Source organism: Cellulomonas iranensis NBRC 101100 = JCM 18110 (genome assembly GCF_001552375.1).
GTDB classification, from domain to species: domain Bacteria; phylum Actinomycetota; class Actinomycetes; order Actinomycetales; family Cellulomonadaceae; genus Cellulomonas; species Cellulomonas iranensis.
This window is the reverse complement of sequence record NZ_BCRB01000086.1, coordinates 1-15,205: the sequence shown is the minus strand read 5'-3', so window position 1 is coordinate 15,205 and position 15,205 is coordinate 1. Positions and strand designations below refer to the sequence as shown.

The following is a 15,205-nucleotide window of genomic DNA, read 5'->3' as shown; positions in this document are numbered from 1 at the left end:
CGGCGACGCCGAGGCCCCCGCGGGCGAGGCCGCGCCGACCGAGTCGGCCGCCACCCCCGGTGCCGAGGCCGCGCCGGCCGTCGAGGCCGCCGCCGAGGCCGCCGAGGGCACCGAGCAGGCCTGACGCACGGCGCCCTCACGGGCGCCGGGCACCGACCCACGGGTGCGGCGCGGGACACCCCGCGCCGCACCCGGCATGCCGAGGACGATCGGCATGACGAGAACTCGAGGACGGATCGAACTGATGGCGAACTACTCGCTGGCCGACATCAAGGCGCTGCGCGAGCGCACCGGTGCCGGCATGATGGACGTCAAGAAGGCGCTCGAGGAGGCCGGCGGCGACGCCGACAAGGCGCTCGAGATCATCCGCGTCAAGGGCCTCAAGGGCGTGGGCAAGCGCGAGGGACGTGCGGCCTCCGACGGTCTCGTCGCGGCGCACGTCGGCCCGACCGCCGACGGCGAGGGCCAGACCGGCGTGCTCGTCGAGGTCAACTCCGAGACGGACTTCGTCGCCAAGAACCAGACCTTCATCTCGCTCGCCGACCGCGTGCTCGCGGCCGCCGTCGAGTCGGGTGCGGCCGACGCGGACGCGCTGCTCGCCGCCGAGTCGGACGGCACGCCCGTCCAGACCGTCGTCGACGAGACCGCCGCGACGCTCGGCGAGAAGATCGTCGTGCGCCGCGTCGCGCGTCTCGCGGGCGAGCACGTCGAGGTCTACCTGCACAAGGTCAACAAGGACCTGCCCCCGCAGGTCGGCGTCCTCGTCGCGACCGACGCGGCGGGTGCCGCCGTGGCGCGCGACGTCGCGACGCACATCGCGGCGTTCTCGCCGTCGTACCTGACGCGCGACGAGGTCCCCGCGGACGTCGTCGAGAACGAGCGTCGCATCGCCGAGGAGACGGCCCGCAACGAGGGCAAGCCCGAGGCCGCGCTCGCGAAGATCGTCGAGGGCCGCCTCAACGGCTTCTTCAAGGAGGCCGTCCTGCTGGACCAGGCCTTCGCGAAGGACAACAAGAAGACCGTCGGCCAGGTCGTCGCCGAGGCCGGCGGCACGGTGACGGGCTTCGTCCGCTACCGCGTGGGAGCCTGACCGCGTGACGTCGACGGTGGCCCCGGCCCGCGAGGGTCGGGGCCACCGCCGCACCGGGCGCCCGTGGACCGCCGGGCGACCCGCGTCGACCCAGCGGCCAGCGCGTCGCGACCGGCGCTCGAACCAGGTGGAGGACACGTGAGCCAGCAGCCGTCGACGACGCAGGACACCGCGGCGGGGGAGCCCCCCACCGCTCGGCGCGTGCTGCTCAAGCTCTCGGGCGAGAGCTTCGGCGGGGGTGCCGTCGGGCTCGCCGTGCCCGTGGTCCGGCGGATCGCCGAGGAGATCGGCGCGGCCGTCCGCGACGGCGTCCAGGTCGCGATCGTCGTCGGCGGCGGGAACTTCTTCCGCGGCGTCGAGCTCCAGGTCAGCGGCATGGACCGCGCCCGGGCCGACTACATGGGCATGCTCGGCACGGTCATGAACTGCCTCGCGCTCCAGGACTTCCTCGAGCAGGCCGGCGTCAGCACGCGCGTGCAGACGGCCATCACGATGGGCCAGGTCGCCGAGCCCTACATCCCGCTGCGGGCGATCCGCCACCTCGAGAAGGGCCGCGTCGTCATCTTCGGCGCCGGTGCGGGCCTGCCGTACTTCTCGACCGACACCGTCGCCGTGCAGCGCGCCCTGGAGACCCACTGCCAGGAGGTCCTCATGGGCAAGAACGGCGTCGACGGCGTGTACACCGCCGACCCGCGGCGCGACCCCGACGCCCGCAAGCTCGACCACCTGACGTACACCGAGGCGATCGTCAACGAGCTCGGCGTCATGGACACCTCGGCGCTGAGCCTGTGCCGCGACAACGACGTGCCGATGCGGGTCTTCGGGCTCGAGGAGGTCGGCAACGTCACGCGCGCCCTCACGGGTGAGAGGATCGGGACGCTCGTCACCGCGAGCTGACCGACAGCGCCCCACGCGAACGACGGCCCGGCGCCGTCCGAACCACATGAAGGAGCACCGGTGATCGACGACACACTCCTCGAGGCCGAGGAGAAGATGGACAAGGCCGTGGAGGTCGCGAAGGAGGACTTCGCCGCCATCCGCACGGGCCGCGCGAACGCCGCGATGTTCGCCAAGGTCTTCGTCGACTACTACGGCTCGCCGACGCCGCTGCAGCAGCTCGCGTCGTTCAACGTCGTCGAGGCGCGCACGATCCTGGTGTCGCCGTTCGACAAGTCGTCGATGTCGGCCATCGAGAAGGCCCTGCGCGACTCCGACCTCGGCGTGAACCCCACGAACGACGGCAGCGTCGTGCGCGTCGTCCTGCCCGCGCTCACCGCGGAGCGGCGCAAGGACTTCGTCAAGCTCGCCAAGTCCAAGGCCGAGGACGCCCGCATCTCGGTGCGGTCGGTGCGCCGGCGCGCCAAGGAGGAGCTCGACCGCATCGCGAAGGACGGCGAGGCCGGCGAGGACGAGGTCGCCCGCGCCGAGAAGGAGCTCGAGGCGCTGACGAAGAAGCACGTCGAGCTCGTGGACCAGCTGCTCGCCTCCAAGGAGAGCGAGCTGCTCGAGGTCTGATGACTCAGCTCGCTGCCCCGCGCAAGGCCGCGGCGGGCCGGAACCTCCCGGCCGCCGTCACGGTCGGCGTCCTGCTGCTCGTCGCCGTCGCGGCCTCGCTGTTCATCCGCAAGGAGGCGTTCGCCGTCTTCGCGGTGGTCGCCGTGGGTGCGGCCATGTGGGAGCTCGCGCAGGCGCTCACGCGTCGCTCGATCCACCTGCCGCTGGTGCCGCTCGTCGTCGGGTCGGCGGGGATCCTGGTCTCGGCGTACGTCGCCGGCACCGAGGCGCTCTTCGTGGCGTTCCTGCTGACGGTGGGCGGCGCCGTGGTGTGGCGGGTGCTCGACGGCAGCGGCGAGGCCGCGCTGCGCGACGCCTCGGCGGCGACCTTCGCGGCGGCGTACCTGCCGTTCCTCGGCGGCTTCGTCATGCTGATGCTCGCCGAGCCCGACGGTCCCGCCCGTGTCGCGCTGTTCATCCTGCTGGGCGTGGCGTGCGACACCGGTGGTTACGTCGTCGGCACGCTGCTCGGTCGCCACCCCCTGGCGCCGTCGGTGAGCCCCAAGAAGTCCTGGGAGGGCCTCGTCGGGTCCGTCGTGCTCACGAGCGTCGTCGGCGTCGTCGGCATCCAGACGGTCTTCCACGGCGACCCGCTCGTCGGGGCGCTCCTCGGCCTCGGCACCGTGGCGAGCGCGACGCTCGGCGACCTCGCCGAGTCCATGATCAAGCGCGACCTCGAGCTCAAGGACATGGGCAGCCTGCTGCCCGGCCACGGCGGCGTGCTCGACCGTCTCGACTCGCTCCTGCTCACGGCCCCGACGGTGTGGCTCCTGCTCTCGGTCCTCCAGCCGGCCGCCGGCTGACACCGCCCACCCACCGGAAGGAGGCGCCGCCGATGAACGCCGCGCCCGTGCGCCTGCAGCTCAGCGCCCCCACCCGCGGAGCGCGCGGCAAGCCGCCGCGCCACTTCGTCGACCTCACGCCCGACGAGCGGGTCGCCGCCGTCGCCGCCCTCGGCGAGAAGCCGTTCCGCGCCAAGCAGCTCGCGACGCACTACTTCACGCACCTCACGGCCGACGCCGCCGCGATGACCGACCTGCCGAAGGCGTCGCGCGACGTGCTCGTGGCCGACCTGTTCCCGCAGCTGCTGACCACCAGCCGCACGCTGTCGGCGGACCACGGCACGACGGTCAAGACGCTGTACCACCTGTTCGACGGCGCCAAGGTCGAGTCGGTGCTCATGCGGTACGCGAACCGCACGACCCTGTGCGTGTCGTCGCAGGCCGGGTGCGGCCTCGCGTGCTCGTTCTGCGCGACCGGCAAGATGGGGCTGCTGCGCAACCTGTCGACGGCCGAGATCGTCGAGCAGGTGCGCGAGGCGGCGCGCGCCCTCGCGGCGGGCGAGGTCCCCGGTGGCGAGACCCGGTTGAGCAACGTCGTCTTCATGGGCATGGGCGAGCCGCTCGCCAACTACAAGTCGGTGATGGCGACCGTGCGGCAGCTCGTGGCCCCTGCGCCCGACGGCTTCGGCATGTCGGCGCGGAACGTGACGGTCTCGACGGTGGGGCTCGTGCCGGCCATGGACAAGCTCGCCGGCGAGGGCATCCCCGTGACGCTCGCGCTGTCGCTGCACGCACCCGACGACGAGCTGCGCTCGGAGCTCGTGCCGGTCAACACGCGCTGGTCGGTCGACGAGGCGCTCGACTCGGCGCGCCGGTACTTCGACGCCACGGGGCGCCGCGTGTCGATCGAGTACGCGCTGATCCGCGACGTCAACGACCACGCGTGGCGCGCGGACCTGCTCGGCGAGAAGCTGCTCGCCCGCGGCGGCTCGGGGTGGGTGCACTGCAACCCGATCCCGTTGAACCCGACGCCGGGTTCGCGCTGGACGGCGAGCGATCCGCGGGTCGAGCAGGAGTTCGTGGCACGCTTGCGTGCGCACGGCATCCCGACGACGATCCGGGACACCCGTGGCAGCGACATCGACGGTGCGTGCGGTCAGCTCGCGGCGGAGGAGGACGAGTGAGCGACGGGATGTTCCGGACGGTGTCCGGCCTGCGCCGGGGGTACGACCCCGACGAGGTCGACGAGTTCTTCTCGCACGCACGGGCCGTCTACGAGCAGGGTCCCGCCGGCACGATGTCCGGTGCCGACGTGCGGACCGTCGCGTTCGACATGGTCCGCGGCGGGTACGTGACGGCGGCGGTCGACGCGGCGCTCGACCGGCTCGAGGCGGCGTTCGTCGCGCGGCACCGCGCGCAGTTCGTGGCCGACAACGGCCAGGACGCCTGGATGGCCCACCTCGGCACGCAGGCGCGCACGCTCTACGGCCGGCTCGGTCGGCCGGACGGCGACCGGTTCGCGCCGCCCGAGGGGCGTCGGCCCGGCTACGAGCCGGCCGACGTCGACGAGCTGTGCCACCGGCTGGTCGCGTACTTCGACACCGGCGCGCCGCTCACGGCGGCCGAGGTGCGCTCGGCGACGTTCCGGCGCCGCAACGGGCGCAACGGCTACGCGGAGGGCCCGGTCGACGCGTTCGTCGCGCGTGCGGTCGAGGTCCTGCTCGGGGTCGAGTGAGCGGGTCGCGCCGGCCGGCGGGGGGTGACGGGATGACGCGCACGGTCGTCGTGCTGGGGTCGACGGGGTCGATCGGCACGCAGGCGCTCGACATCGTGGCGGCGAACCCCGACCGCTTCACCGTGACTGGTCTGTCGGCGGGCGGTGCCCAGGTGGACCTGCTGGTCGAGCAGGCGCTCGCGCACGCCGTGCCCGCGGTGGCCGTCGCGGACCGCGTCGCGGCGGCGAGGGTGCGGGAGGCGCTCCCGGGCGTGCGCGTGCTCGACGGGCCGGACGCCGCCGCCGAGCTCGCCGCGTCGGGCGCCGACGTGGTCCTCAACGGCATCACGGGGTCGGTCGGGCTGCTGCCGACGCTCGCGGCGCTGCGTGCCGGCAGCACGCTCGCGCTGGCCAACAAGGAGTCCCTCGTCGTGGGCGGCTCGCTCGTGCACGACGCCGCCGTCCGGCCCGACCAGGTCGTCCCGGTCGACTCCGAGCACTCCGCGATCGCGCAGGCGCTGCGCTCGGGCACGGCCCGCGAGGTCCGTCGCCTGGTGCTCACGGCGTCGGGCGGCCCGTTCCGCGGGTGGTCCGCCGAGCAGGTCGCGGCGGCGACGCCGGAGCAGGCGCTCGCGCACCCGACGTGGTCGATGGGCCCGGTCGTGACCGTCAACTCGGCCAGCCTCATGAACAAGGGGCTCGAGCTCATCGAGGCCCACCTGCTGTTCGACGTCCCGGTCGCGGACATCGCGGTCGTGGTGCACCCGCAGTCGGTCGTGCACTCGATGGTCGAGTTCGTGGACGGGTCGACGATCGCGCAGGCGTCGCCGCCCGACATGCGGCTGCCGATCGCGCTGGGGCTGGCGTGGCCCGAGCGCGTGCCGGCAGCGGCCCGGCCGTGCGACTGGAGCGCGGCGACGTCCTGGACGTTCGAGCCGCTCGACGAGGACGTGTTCCCCGCGGTCGCGCTCGCGCGGGCTGCCGTGGCCGCGTCGGCCACCCACCCCGCGGTGTACAACGCCGCCAACGAGGAGGGCGTCGCGGCGTTCCTCGCCGGGCGCATCGGGTTCGGTCAGGTCGTGGCGACGGTCGCCCGGGTGCTCGACGAGCACGACGGCACGCCCCGCGACGCGCTCACGCTCGACGCGGTGCTCGACGCCGAGCGGTGGGCGCGCGCCCGCGCGCACGAGGTGCTGGCCGTCCGCTGACCGGTGCCCGCCGGTGAGGTCGCCCGTCGCGGCCGCTCATCCCCGGCTCGTGCGCGGGCGTGACGCCGGTTGCTCGGTCCGGTCGGACCAGGCCGCGCGCCACGCCGCTGCGGTCAGCATCGCGGTGGCCGCCGGTCCCGGCGGCCACGCGGGGGACCGGTGCCCGACCCAGGGAAGCCGCGTGAGCGCGCTGCTGGTGCCCGTCAGGAGGTCCGCGAGCGTGCGGCCGGCGAGGTTGGCGAGCGCCGTGCCGTCCTCGGCGTGCCCGTGCGTCCACGCCAGCCCCGCCGCCGGGTCGACCCCCACGGACGCGTACCCGTCGCGTGCGACGTCGAGCGGCCACCGCCACGCGTGCGTCACGGCGCGGGTGGCGAGAGACGGGAACAGGTCCACGAGGGCGGCGCGCAGGCGCGCGTGCGCGCCGGAGGGTGCGGGAGCGCCGGCGCGTGCGGTCAGCACGAGGCGGTCGTCCGCGCTGCGGTGGCCGTGGACGGCCCGGCGGGACGCCACCGAGAACGTCGTGCCGTGCGCCAGCCCGAGCTCGTGCCACGCCGGGGCCGGGAGCGGCTCGGTCGCGATCGCGACGGCGTCGGTGGCGGCGCCCGCGCGGCCCGTGCCCGGGACCCCCGGGGGCGTCGCGCCGGTGGCGTGCACGACGTGCCGGCAGCGCACGGTGCCCTGGTCGGTCACGACTGCACGGGGCGACACCCGCAGCACGCGCGTGCGTTCCGCCACGCGGACGCCGCGCTGCTCGACCACGCGCGCGAGGCCGGTGGCGAGCGCGCGCGGCTGCACCCGCGCGGAGTCGGGGGTCCAGGCCGCGGTGCGCGTGCCGGCCGCCCGCAGGTGCGTGCCGGCCTCGTCGGCGTCGAGCGGCTCCACCTCGTCGTCCCAGCGCCGGGCGGACGCGACCGCCTCCGCCAGTCGTGCGGACTGCGCGGGGGTGCGCGCGAGCACGAGGTGACCGCCGTACGCGAAGTCGCAGGCGATCTCCTCGGCGGCCGTCACGCCTCCCACCTCGACCACCGTGTCGCGCAGCGCCGCGCGGAGCTCCCGCGCGGCGGCCGCGCCGTAGCGGCTCGCGAGCGTCTCGGTCGCGACCGGGAACCGCGCGGCGCACCACCCGGTGGTCCGGCTGCTGGCGCCCTCCCCGACGGTCGACGCGTCGACGACGAGCACGTCGATCGCCGGGTCGGCCTCGAGCAGGTAGTACGCCGTCCAGAGACCCGTCGCGCCCGCGCCGACGACCACGACGTCCGCGGTCGTGTCACCGTCCAGCGACGCCCGGTGCCTGTCGGCGACCCGTCCGGCGCCGGCCGGGTCGCGGACGTCGGCCCACGGCGGCGTGGCCGCCGCCCTCACCGGTCGCACGTGCGGGGGCGGAGGGGTGCGGCGGGCTCGGGCGTCATGCGGCCGATCGTCGCGCGGCTGCGGACGCGGCACAAGGCGGGGTCCGCGCGTGCCCGCCCGGACCGCCCTCCGAGGTGCGGGTGCCGCTCCGCCGACCAGGCGACTTCCCAGCGGACGTCCAGGTCCGGACCTCACCATGGGTGGGCGCAGACGTACGCTGTGCGCGCAGGGGCGGGCCGCCGGGTCCGCGGGAGGTGGTGTCGCGTGGAGGCCCTGGTCGGGGTGCTCGTGTTCGTCGTCGTGCTGCTCGCGTCGATCGCGCTGCACGAGGTGGGGCACATGGTGCCCGCCAAGCGGTTCGGCGTCCGGGTCAGCCAGTACATGGTCGGCTTCGGGCCGACGCTCTGGTCGCGCACGCGCGGCGAGACCGAGTACGGCGTCAAGGCGCTGCCGCTCGGCGGCTACGTCCGCCTCGTCGGCATGTACCCCACCGACGCCGCCGTGGGTGCGCGCGAGCCGCGCAACTGGTTCCAGCGCGTCGCGGCGGACGCGCGCGCCGCGAGCGCCGACGAGATCCACCCCGGTGAGGACCACCGCGCGTTCTACCGGCTGTCCACCCCCAAGAAGCTCGTCGTCATGCTCGGCGGGCCGGTGATGAACCTGTTCATCGCGGTCGTGCTGCTCGTCGTCGCCTACGTGGGCATCGGTGTGCCGACCGCGAGCACGACCGTCGCGACCGTGTCGCAGTGCATCGTCGCCGCCGACGCGCCCGCGGGCACGACGTGCGCCGACGACGACCCGGCCGCGCCGGCCGCGGCGGCGGGCCTCGAGCCGGGTGACCGCATCGTGTCCTACGACGGCGTCGCGGTGTCCTCGTGGGCGCAGGTCAGCGGTCTCATCCGGGACACGACGGACCGTGCCGTGCCGATCGTCGTCGAGCGCGACGGTCGCGAGGTCGAGCTGACCGCGACACCGGTCGTCGCGGACCGTCCCGTCGTCGACGACGACGGTCTCGTCGTGACCGACGCGGCCGGGAAGCCCGTCCTGCGGCCGGTCGGCTTCCTGGGGATCTCGCCCGCGAACGAGATCGAGCGCCAGCCGCTGGGGGAGGCGTTCGCGGTCGCCGCCGACGGCACGTGGCAGACCATGAAGGTGGTCGTGACCCTCCCGCAGCGCATCGTCGACCTCGTCTCGACGACCGTCTCCGGGGGCGAGCGCGACCAGACGTCGATCGTCGGCCCCGTCGGCATCGGCCGGTTCGCGGGCGAGATCGCGTCGATGGACTCCGAGCCCGTCGCGGTGCGCGCCGCGGGCCTGCTGTCGACGCTCGCGATGCTCAACCTCGCGCTGTTCGTGTTCAACCTGCTGCCGCTGCCGCCGCTGGACGGCGGTCACGTCGTGACCGCGCTGTGGGAGGGCGCGCGTCGGCAGGTCGCCCGCGTGCGGGGCGCGTCGCGGCCCCGACCGTCCGACTCGGCGCGGCTGGTCCCGCTCGCGTACACGGTGTTCGTGCTGCTGGGCGGCGTCGGGCTGCTGCTCGTGTACCTGGACATCGTCAACCCCGTCCGGCTCGGCTGAGCGGGCTCCTCGCCGAGCACGGGGCGCACCACGTGGACGTCCCGTGTCGGCCCCGTGCACGTGCTGCCGCACGGCACCGCACGACAGCGCCCGGGAGCCCGGGGGATGGGATGATGGACACGTGAGCACACCGATCAGCCTCGGCATGCCGCAGGCGCCAGTCCCCGTGCTGGCCCCGCGGCGCGCGTCCCGCAAGATCCGCGTCGGCAAGGTCGAGGTCGGCGGTGACGCCCCCGTCTCGGTCCAGTCGATGACGACGACCCCGACGACCGACGTCAACCGGACGCTCCAGCAGATCGCGGAGCTCACGGCCGCGGGCTGCGACATCGTGCGCGTCGCGGTGCCGAGCCAGGACGACGCCGAGGCGCTGCCGGCCATCGCACGCAAGTCCCAGATCCCCGTCATCGCGGACATCCACTTCCAGCCGAAGTACGTGTTCGCGGCCATCGACGCGGGCTGCGCCGCGGTGCGCGTCAACCCGGGCAACATCCGGAAGTTCGACGACCAGGTCAAGGAGATCGCGCAGGCGGCCACCGACGCGGGCGTCTCGATCCGCATCGGCGTCAACGCCGGTTCGCTCGACCCGCGCCTGCTCGCGAAGTACGGCAAGGCGACGCCCGAGGCGCTCGTCGAGTCCGCCGTGTGGGAGGCGTCGCTGTTCGAGGAGCACGGGTTCCGCGACTTCAAGATCAGCGTCAAGCACAACGACCCCGTGGTGATGGTCCGGGCCTACGAGCTGCTCGCCGAGCGCGGCGACTGGCCACTGCACCTCGGCGTCACCGAGGCCGGCCCCGCGTTCCAGGGCACGATCAAGTCGGCGACGGCGTTCGGCGCGCTGCTGAGCAAGGGCATCGGCGACACCATCCGCGTGTCGCTGTCCGCGCCTCCGGTCGAGGAGGTCAAGGTCGGCATCCAGATCCTGCAGTCGCTCAACCTGCGCCCGCGCAAGCTGGAGATCGTGTCCTGCCCATCGTGCGGTCGCGCGCAGGTCGACGTCTACACGCTCGCGGAGAAGGTCACGGCGGGACTCGAGGGCATGGAGGTGCCGCTGCGCGTGGCCGTCATGGGCTGCGTCGTCAACGGGCCGGGCGAGGCGCGCGAGGCCGACCTCGGCGTGGCGTCGGGCAACGGCAAGGGGCAGATCTTCGTCAAGGGCGAGGTCATCAAGACCGTGCCCGAGGCGATGATCGTCGAGACGCTCATCGAGGAGGCCATGCGCCTCGCCGAGACGATGGACCCGGTGGAGTCGGGCGACGGCTCGCCCGTCGTCACCGTCGGGTGACGACCCGCGGGTCGTGCGCGTGACCGTCGGCGACGGTGGGCCGGACGCCGCGCCGGGGTGTGACGTGGTGCACAATCAGGGCATGGTGGCTCCGCGTGCGACGGCGCTCGGCGGGCGGACCGGTGCGGTCGTGCTCGCGGACGCCGACGTGCCCGCGGCGCTCGCCGTGTGCGCGGTCGACCCCGTCGCGTCGGTGCTCGCCTCGAGCAGGCTCCTGCAGGCCGCGGAGCAGGGCGTGCGCCGCGCCGGCGGCGAGCTCTGGGGGTACGCCGAGGACGGTGCGCTGCACGCCGTCTGCTGGGTCGGCGCGAACCTCGTGCCGGTCCTCGGCACGTCCGACCCCGACGTCGTGTCGCGTGCGCTGACGGCGTTCGCCGACCTGGGTGCCGCACGCGGCCGACGCTGCTCGTCGATCGTGGGGGCCGCCGAGCCCGTGCTCGGGCTCTGGTCGCGGCTGCGTCGCTCCTGGCCGGCCGAGCGCGAGGTGCGGGCCCACCAGCCGTCGATGGTCCTCGACACCGACCCGCGCGTCGCCCCGGACCCGCGCGTGCGCCGCTCCCGGCCCGACGAGTACGACCTCGTGCTGCCCGCCTGCGTGCGGATGTTCACCGAGGAGGTCGGCTACTCGCCCGCCAGCGGCCCCGGCGGCCCGTACGAGGTGCGGGTGCGCCGGCTCGTCGAGGAGGGGCGCTCGTTCGTGCTCGTCGACCGCGGCACGTGGCGCCGCCCGCGGGTCGTGTTCAAGGCCGAGGTGCCCGCGGTCGCGCTGGGCGTCGCGCAGGTGCAGGGCGTGTGGGTGGAGCCCGAGCGACGCGGTGAGCGGCTCTCGGAGGGCGGCATGGCGGCGGTCGTCGAGGCGACGCGCGCCGACGTCGCGCCCGTCGTGTCGCTGTACGTCAACGGCTACAACACGCGCGCCGTGCGCGCCTACGAGGCCGTCGGGTTCCGCGAGGTCGGTGCCTACGCGACCGTGCTGTTCTGACGCTTCGCTCCGTTGCGTCCGGCCGCGCCCTCGGGGGCGCCGAGCGGCGTTGGCAGGTCGACGCCGGGATCGAGGGTGACCGGCCGCAGCTGCCACCAGCGCAGCAGCGCGGTGCTGAGCGCACCGGCGAGCACGGCGACGGTCACGGCGAGCGCGAGGGCGTCCGCGGCGAGCCAGCGGGCGAGGAGCGACGCACCGCCGCACAGCGCGACCTGCGCGACCACGAGGGCGACGCCGCCGGCGGTCGTGCCCACCGGTCCGCCGTCGACGCGACGACGCCAGGCCAGGTGGCTGCCGGCCGAGACGAAGCCCGTGAGAAGCAGCAGGGCCCACGCCGCGACGCCGTGACCCAGCGCCAGGAGGATCTGCGAGACGACGAGGAGCGCGAGCGTGACGCCCGCGACCACCGCGAAGCGGGCGGGCAGCGCGCGGTCGCGCACGATGGTGCTCACGGCGACCACGCTAGCCGCGCGGACGTCGACGCCGTGGCGGTTCCGTGATCCGGCTGCGGACGACCGTCGGGTGCGTCCGCGGGCCGCGGGGTCAGCGCAGGAGGCGCGACATGCGCCGGTCCGCCAACGGCTTGCCGCCCGTCTGGCACGTGGGGCAGTACTGCAGCGAGGAGTCCGCGAACGACACCTCGTGCACGGTGTCGCCGCACGGCGTCCCGTCCCACCCCGGGCACGGCTCGCCCGTGCGGCCGTGCACGCGCATCCCGCGCCGCTTGGCGTCCTTGAGCTCGGCCGCAGGGCGGCCCGACGCCGTCGTGACCGCCTCGGTGAGGACGGAGCGGATCGCGTCGTGGAGCGTCGCGGTGCGGGCCGCGTCGTACGACCGGGTCGGCGCGAACGGGCTCGTGCGTGCCACCAGCAGGATCTCGTCGGAGTAGGCGTTGCCGATGCCGGCGATGGTCCCCTGGTCGCGCAGCAGACCCTTGACCTGCTGGTTGCGCGCCGCGAGCAGCTCGGCCAGCCGCTCGCGCGTGAACGCGTCGGACAACGGCTCGACGCCGAGCGTCGCGATCGGCGGCACGTCGCGCGGGTCGGCGACGACGTGCACCGCCACCCGCTTGCGCGTCCCGGCCTCCGTCAGGTCGAAGCCCGCGCCGTCGTCGAACCCGACGCGCAGCGCGATCGGCGACTTGCCCGGCCGTGCGGGGCGCTCGGGCAGCGCGTCGTACCAGCGCAGCCAGCCCGCGCGCGCGAGGTGCCACACGAGGTGCAGCTCGCCGTCCGCAGGGGTGGCCACCGCGAGGTCGAGCCACTTGCCGTGGCGCTGCACGCCCGTCACGGTGCCGTCGCGCACCGCGGCCGGCGCGGGCCGGAACGTCTTGAGCGCGCTGATCGCGGCGACCTCGACACGCGTCACGACGCGTCCCACCGTGCGCTCACGCAGGTACTGCGCGAGCGCCTCCACCTCGGGCAGCTCCGGCACCCGGGCATCCTCCCACCGACGCGGCCGCCACGGACAGGGGCCAGGCGGGGGGCGGGCAGCGGTCGGCGCGTGCGTGCGGCGGCGGCGCGGCGCACTAGGCTCCTGGGCATGCTCCTGCGCATGTCCACGCTGTTCGTCCGCACGCTGCGTGAGGACCCCGCCGACGCCGAGGTGGCCAGCCACAAGCTGCTCGTGCGCGCGGGGTACATCCGCCGCGCCGCCCCCGGCATCTACACCTGGCTCCCGCTGGGCCTGCGCGTGCTCGCGAAGGTCGAGCAGGTCGTCCGCGAGGAGATGGCGGCGATCGGCGCGCAGGAGGTGCACTTCCCGGCGCTGCTGCCCAAGGAGCCGTACGAGGCGACGGGACGCTGGGAGGAGTACGGCCCGAACATCTTCCGGCTCAAGGACCGGCGCGGCGGCGACTACCTGCTCGCGCCGACGCACGAGGAGATGTTCACGCTCCTGGTCAAGGACCTGTACTCGTCGTACAAGGACCTGCCCCTCGCGCTCTACCAGATCCAGACGAAGTACCGCGACGAGGCACGTCCGCGCGCCGGTCTCATCCGCGGGCGCGAGTTCGTCATGAAGGACGCGTACTCGTTCGACGTCGACGACGCCGGCCTGGCCGCGTCCTACGAGGCGCAGCGGGGCGCGTACCAGCGGATCTTCGAGCGGCTCGGGCTCGAGTACGTCATCGTCGCGGCCACGTCGGGCGCGATGGGCGGCTCGCGGTCGGAGGAGTTCCTCACGCCGACGGCCATCGGCGAGGACACGTTCGTGCGCTCTCCCGGCGGGTACGCCGCGAACGTCGAGGCCGTGACGACCGTCGTCCCGGACGCGCTCGACTGGTCCGACACGCCCGCCGCGCACGTCGAGGACACGCCGGACACGCCCACGATCGACTCGCTCGTCGCGCTCGCGAACGAGCGGTTCCCGCGCCCCGACCGCGCCTGGACCGCCGCTGACACGCTCAAGAACGTCGTGCTGGCGCTCGTGCACCCCACGGGCGAGCGTGAGCTGCTCGTCGTCGGCCTGCCCGGCGACCGCGAGGTCGACCTCAAGCGACTCGAGGCCGCCGTCGCACCCGCCGAGGTCGAGCCCGCCGGGGACGCCGACTTCGCGGCGCACCCCGAGCTCGTCCGCGGCTACATCGGCCCGCGCGCGCTCGGCCCGAACGTGCCCGTCGCCGAGGGCGCCGAGCGCACGGCCGTGCGGTACCTGCTCGACCCGCGCGTCGTGCCCGGCACGCGGTGGATCACCGGCGCCGACGCCGCCGGCCGCCACGTGTTCGACCTCGTCGCCGGCCGCGACTTCACGGCCGACGGCACAGTCGAGGCCGCCGAGGTCCGCGCGGGCGACCCGGCGCCCGACGGGTCGGGTCCGCTCGAGCTCGCACGGGGCATCGAGATCGGCCACATCTTCCAGCTCGGGCGCAAGTACGCCGAGGCGCTCGGCCTCACGGTGCTCGACCAGAACGGCAAGTCGCAGGTCGTCACCATGGGGTCGTACGGCATCGGCGTCACGCGCGTGCTCGCGGCGCTCGCCGAGGCGAACCACGACGAGCGCGGCCTCGCGTGGCCGGCCGACGTCGCGCCCGCGCACGTGCACGTCGTCGCGACCGGCAAGGACGAGGCCGTGTTCGAGGCCGCGTCGTCGCTCGCCGAGACGCTCGCCGCGCGCGGCGTCGAGGTGCTCTACGACGACCGCCCCAAGGTCTCGCCGGGCGTCAAGTTCGCCGACGCGGAGCTGCTCGGCGTGCCGCTCGTGGTCGTGGTCGGCCGTGGCCTGGCCGACGGCGTCGTCGAGGTCCGCCCGCGGGCGGGCGGCACGGCGGAGCAGGTGCCGGTGGGCACCGCCGCCGACCGGGTCGCCGAGCTCGTGGACGAGCTGCTCGCCGGCTGAGCCCGGCACCGTCACCGCACGAGGGGTGCCCGCGTCGAGCGGGTGCCCCTCGGCGTCGTCGTGACCGCGCGCCGGGTGCGTTCGGCGGGTCCGTCAGCCGACGGGCGCCGTCGCGAGCTCGGCCATGCCGGGGAACGGCACGACCGCCGCACCCGCGGCCGTCGCCGCGCTCGTCGCCTCGCGCAGGCAGGTGAGCGCGTCGCCGCGCGCGCCGGGCGCCGCCGTCGCGACGGCCGCGGCGCACGCGTCTGCGACGGCCTGCTCGAGCGTGCGGGGCAGCGCGTCGGCGACCGCCGGGTCGTCGAGCGCCGCGGGCAGCGCGTAGGCGG

At 74.8% G+C, this 15,205-nt stretch carries 15 protein-coding genes; 11 read left to right on the top strand and 4 right to left on the bottom strand.

Annotated features, from left to right (window positions below; all coding sequences use genetic code 11):
• Positions 1-244: 244 nt before the first annotated feature.
• The 7 genes from tsf (at position 245) to dxr (ending at position 6,348) form a co-directional block, all read left to right on the top strand.
• The gene (gene tsf / locus CS2_RS15115) at positions 245-1,090 is read left to right on the top strand and encodes a translation elongation factor Ts (protein WP_070320608.1); all 846 of its coding nucleotides are present in this window, start codon (positions 245-247) and stop codon (positions 1,088-1,090) included.
• A 138-nt stretch (positions 1,091-1,228) separates the two neighbouring features.
• Positions 1,229-1,987 carry a UMP kinase gene (pyrH, locus tag CS2_RS15110; protein ID WP_046528106.1) on the top strand — a complete coding sequence of 253 codons (759 nt, stop codon included), beginning with the start codon at positions 1,229-1,231 and terminating at the stop codon, positions 1,985-1,987.
• A 60-nt stretch (positions 1,988-2,047) separates the two neighbouring features.
• Positions 2,048-2,605: a ribosome recycling factor gene (gene frr, locus CS2_RS15105; protein WP_046528107.1), complete on the top strand. Its 558-nt coding sequence runs from the start codon at positions 2,048-2,050 to the stop codon at positions 2,603-2,605.
• Positions 2,605-3,447 (top strand): phosphatidate cytidylyltransferase, encoded by an 843-nt coding sequence (locus CS2_RS15100; protein WP_070320607.1) that lies wholly within the window; start codon positions 2,605-2,607, stop codon positions 3,445-3,447. Before frr ends, CS2_RS15100 begins: the two co-directional genes overlap by 1 nt.
• Before the next feature lie 32 nt (positions 3,448-3,479).
• Positions 3,480-4,610 carry a dual-specificity RNA methyltransferase RlmN gene (rlmN, locus tag CS2_RS15095; protein WP_046528109.1) on the top strand — a complete coding sequence of 377 codons (1,131 nt, stop codon included), beginning with the start codon at positions 3,480-3,482 and terminating at the stop codon, positions 4,608-4,610.
• A complete protein-coding gene (locus tag CS2_RS15090) occupies positions 4,607-5,161 on the top strand; it encodes a DivIVA domain-containing protein (protein ID WP_046528110.1) in 555 nt (184 codons plus the stop codon). The genes rlmN and CS2_RS15090 overlap by 4 nt, the downstream gene beginning before the upstream one ends.
• Before the next feature lie 32 nt (positions 5,162-5,193).
• Complete coding sequence (gene dxr / locus CS2_RS15085; RefSeq protein WP_070320609.1) at positions 5,194-6,348, top strand: 1-deoxy-D-xylulose-5-phosphate reductoisomerase; 1,155 nt, start codon at positions 5,194-5,196, stop codon at positions 6,346-6,348.
• A 36-nt stretch (positions 6,349-6,384) separates the two neighbouring features.
• Here the strand turns inward: dxr and CS2_RS15080 are convergent, their stop codons facing one another.
• Positions 6,385-7,710, bottom strand: coding sequence for an NAD(P)/FAD-dependent oxidoreductase (locus tag CS2_RS15080; RefSeq protein WP_070320606.1), 1,326 nt, complete (start codon positions 7,708-7,710; stop codon positions 6,385-6,387).
• 252 nt (positions 7,711-7,962) lie between these two features.
• Between CS2_RS15080 and CS2_RS15075 the strand changes: the two genes are divergently transcribed.
• From CS2_RS15075 to CS2_RS15065, 3 genes are all read left to right on the top strand, one after another.
• Entirely contained in the window at positions 7,963-9,276 is a 1,314-nt protein-coding gene (locus CS2_RS15075) for a M50 family metallopeptidase (protein ID WP_046528113.1), read from the top strand.
• A 145-nt stretch (positions 9,277-9,421) separates the two neighbouring features.
• Positions 9,422-10,558, top strand: a complete 1,137-nt coding sequence (gene ispG / locus CS2_RS15070) for a flavodoxin-dependent (E)-4-hydroxy-3-methylbut-2-enyl-diphosphate synthase (protein WP_174524314.1) — start codon at positions 9,422-9,424, stop codon at positions 10,556-10,558.
• 82 nt (positions 10,559-10,640) lie between these two features.
• Positions 10,641-11,540: a GNAT family N-acetyltransferase gene (locus tag CS2_RS15065; RefSeq protein ID WP_046530453.1), complete on the top strand. Its 900-nt coding sequence runs from the start codon at positions 10,641-10,643 to the stop codon at positions 11,538-11,540.
• Here CS2_RS15065 and CS2_RS15060 read toward each other — a convergent pair.
• Together CS2_RS15060 and CS2_RS15055 are read right to left on the bottom strand one after the other, a co-directional pair.
• A complete protein-coding gene (locus tag CS2_RS15060; RefSeq protein ID WP_156442160.1) occupies positions 11,519-11,992 on the bottom strand; it encodes a hypothetical protein in 474 nt (157 codons plus the stop codon). The genes CS2_RS15065 and CS2_RS15060 overlap by 22 nt on opposite strands.
• Before the next feature lie 91 nt (positions 11,993-12,083).
• A complete protein-coding gene (locus tag CS2_RS15055) occupies positions 12,084-12,974 on the bottom strand; it encodes an Fpg/Nei family DNA glycosylase (protein ID WP_070320604.1) in 891 nt (296 codons plus the stop codon).
• Positions 12,975-13,082: 108 nt separating this feature from the next.
• On the opposite strand from CS2_RS15055, the gene CS2_RS15050 reads away from it, so the two are divergent.
• The gene (locus tag CS2_RS15050; RefSeq protein ID WP_070320603.1) at positions 13,083-14,876 is read left to right on the top strand and encodes a proline--tRNA ligase; all 1,794 of its coding nucleotides are present in this window, start codon (positions 13,083-13,085) and stop codon (positions 14,874-14,876) included.
• Between the two features lie 93 nt (positions 14,877-14,969).
• On the opposite strand, the gene CS2_RS15045 is transcribed toward CS2_RS15050, so the two are convergent.
• A partial coding sequence (locus tag CS2_RS15045; RefSeq protein ID WP_156442159.1) for a DUF4439 domain-containing protein occupies positions 14,970-15,205 on the bottom strand: 236 nt, incomplete at its 5' end.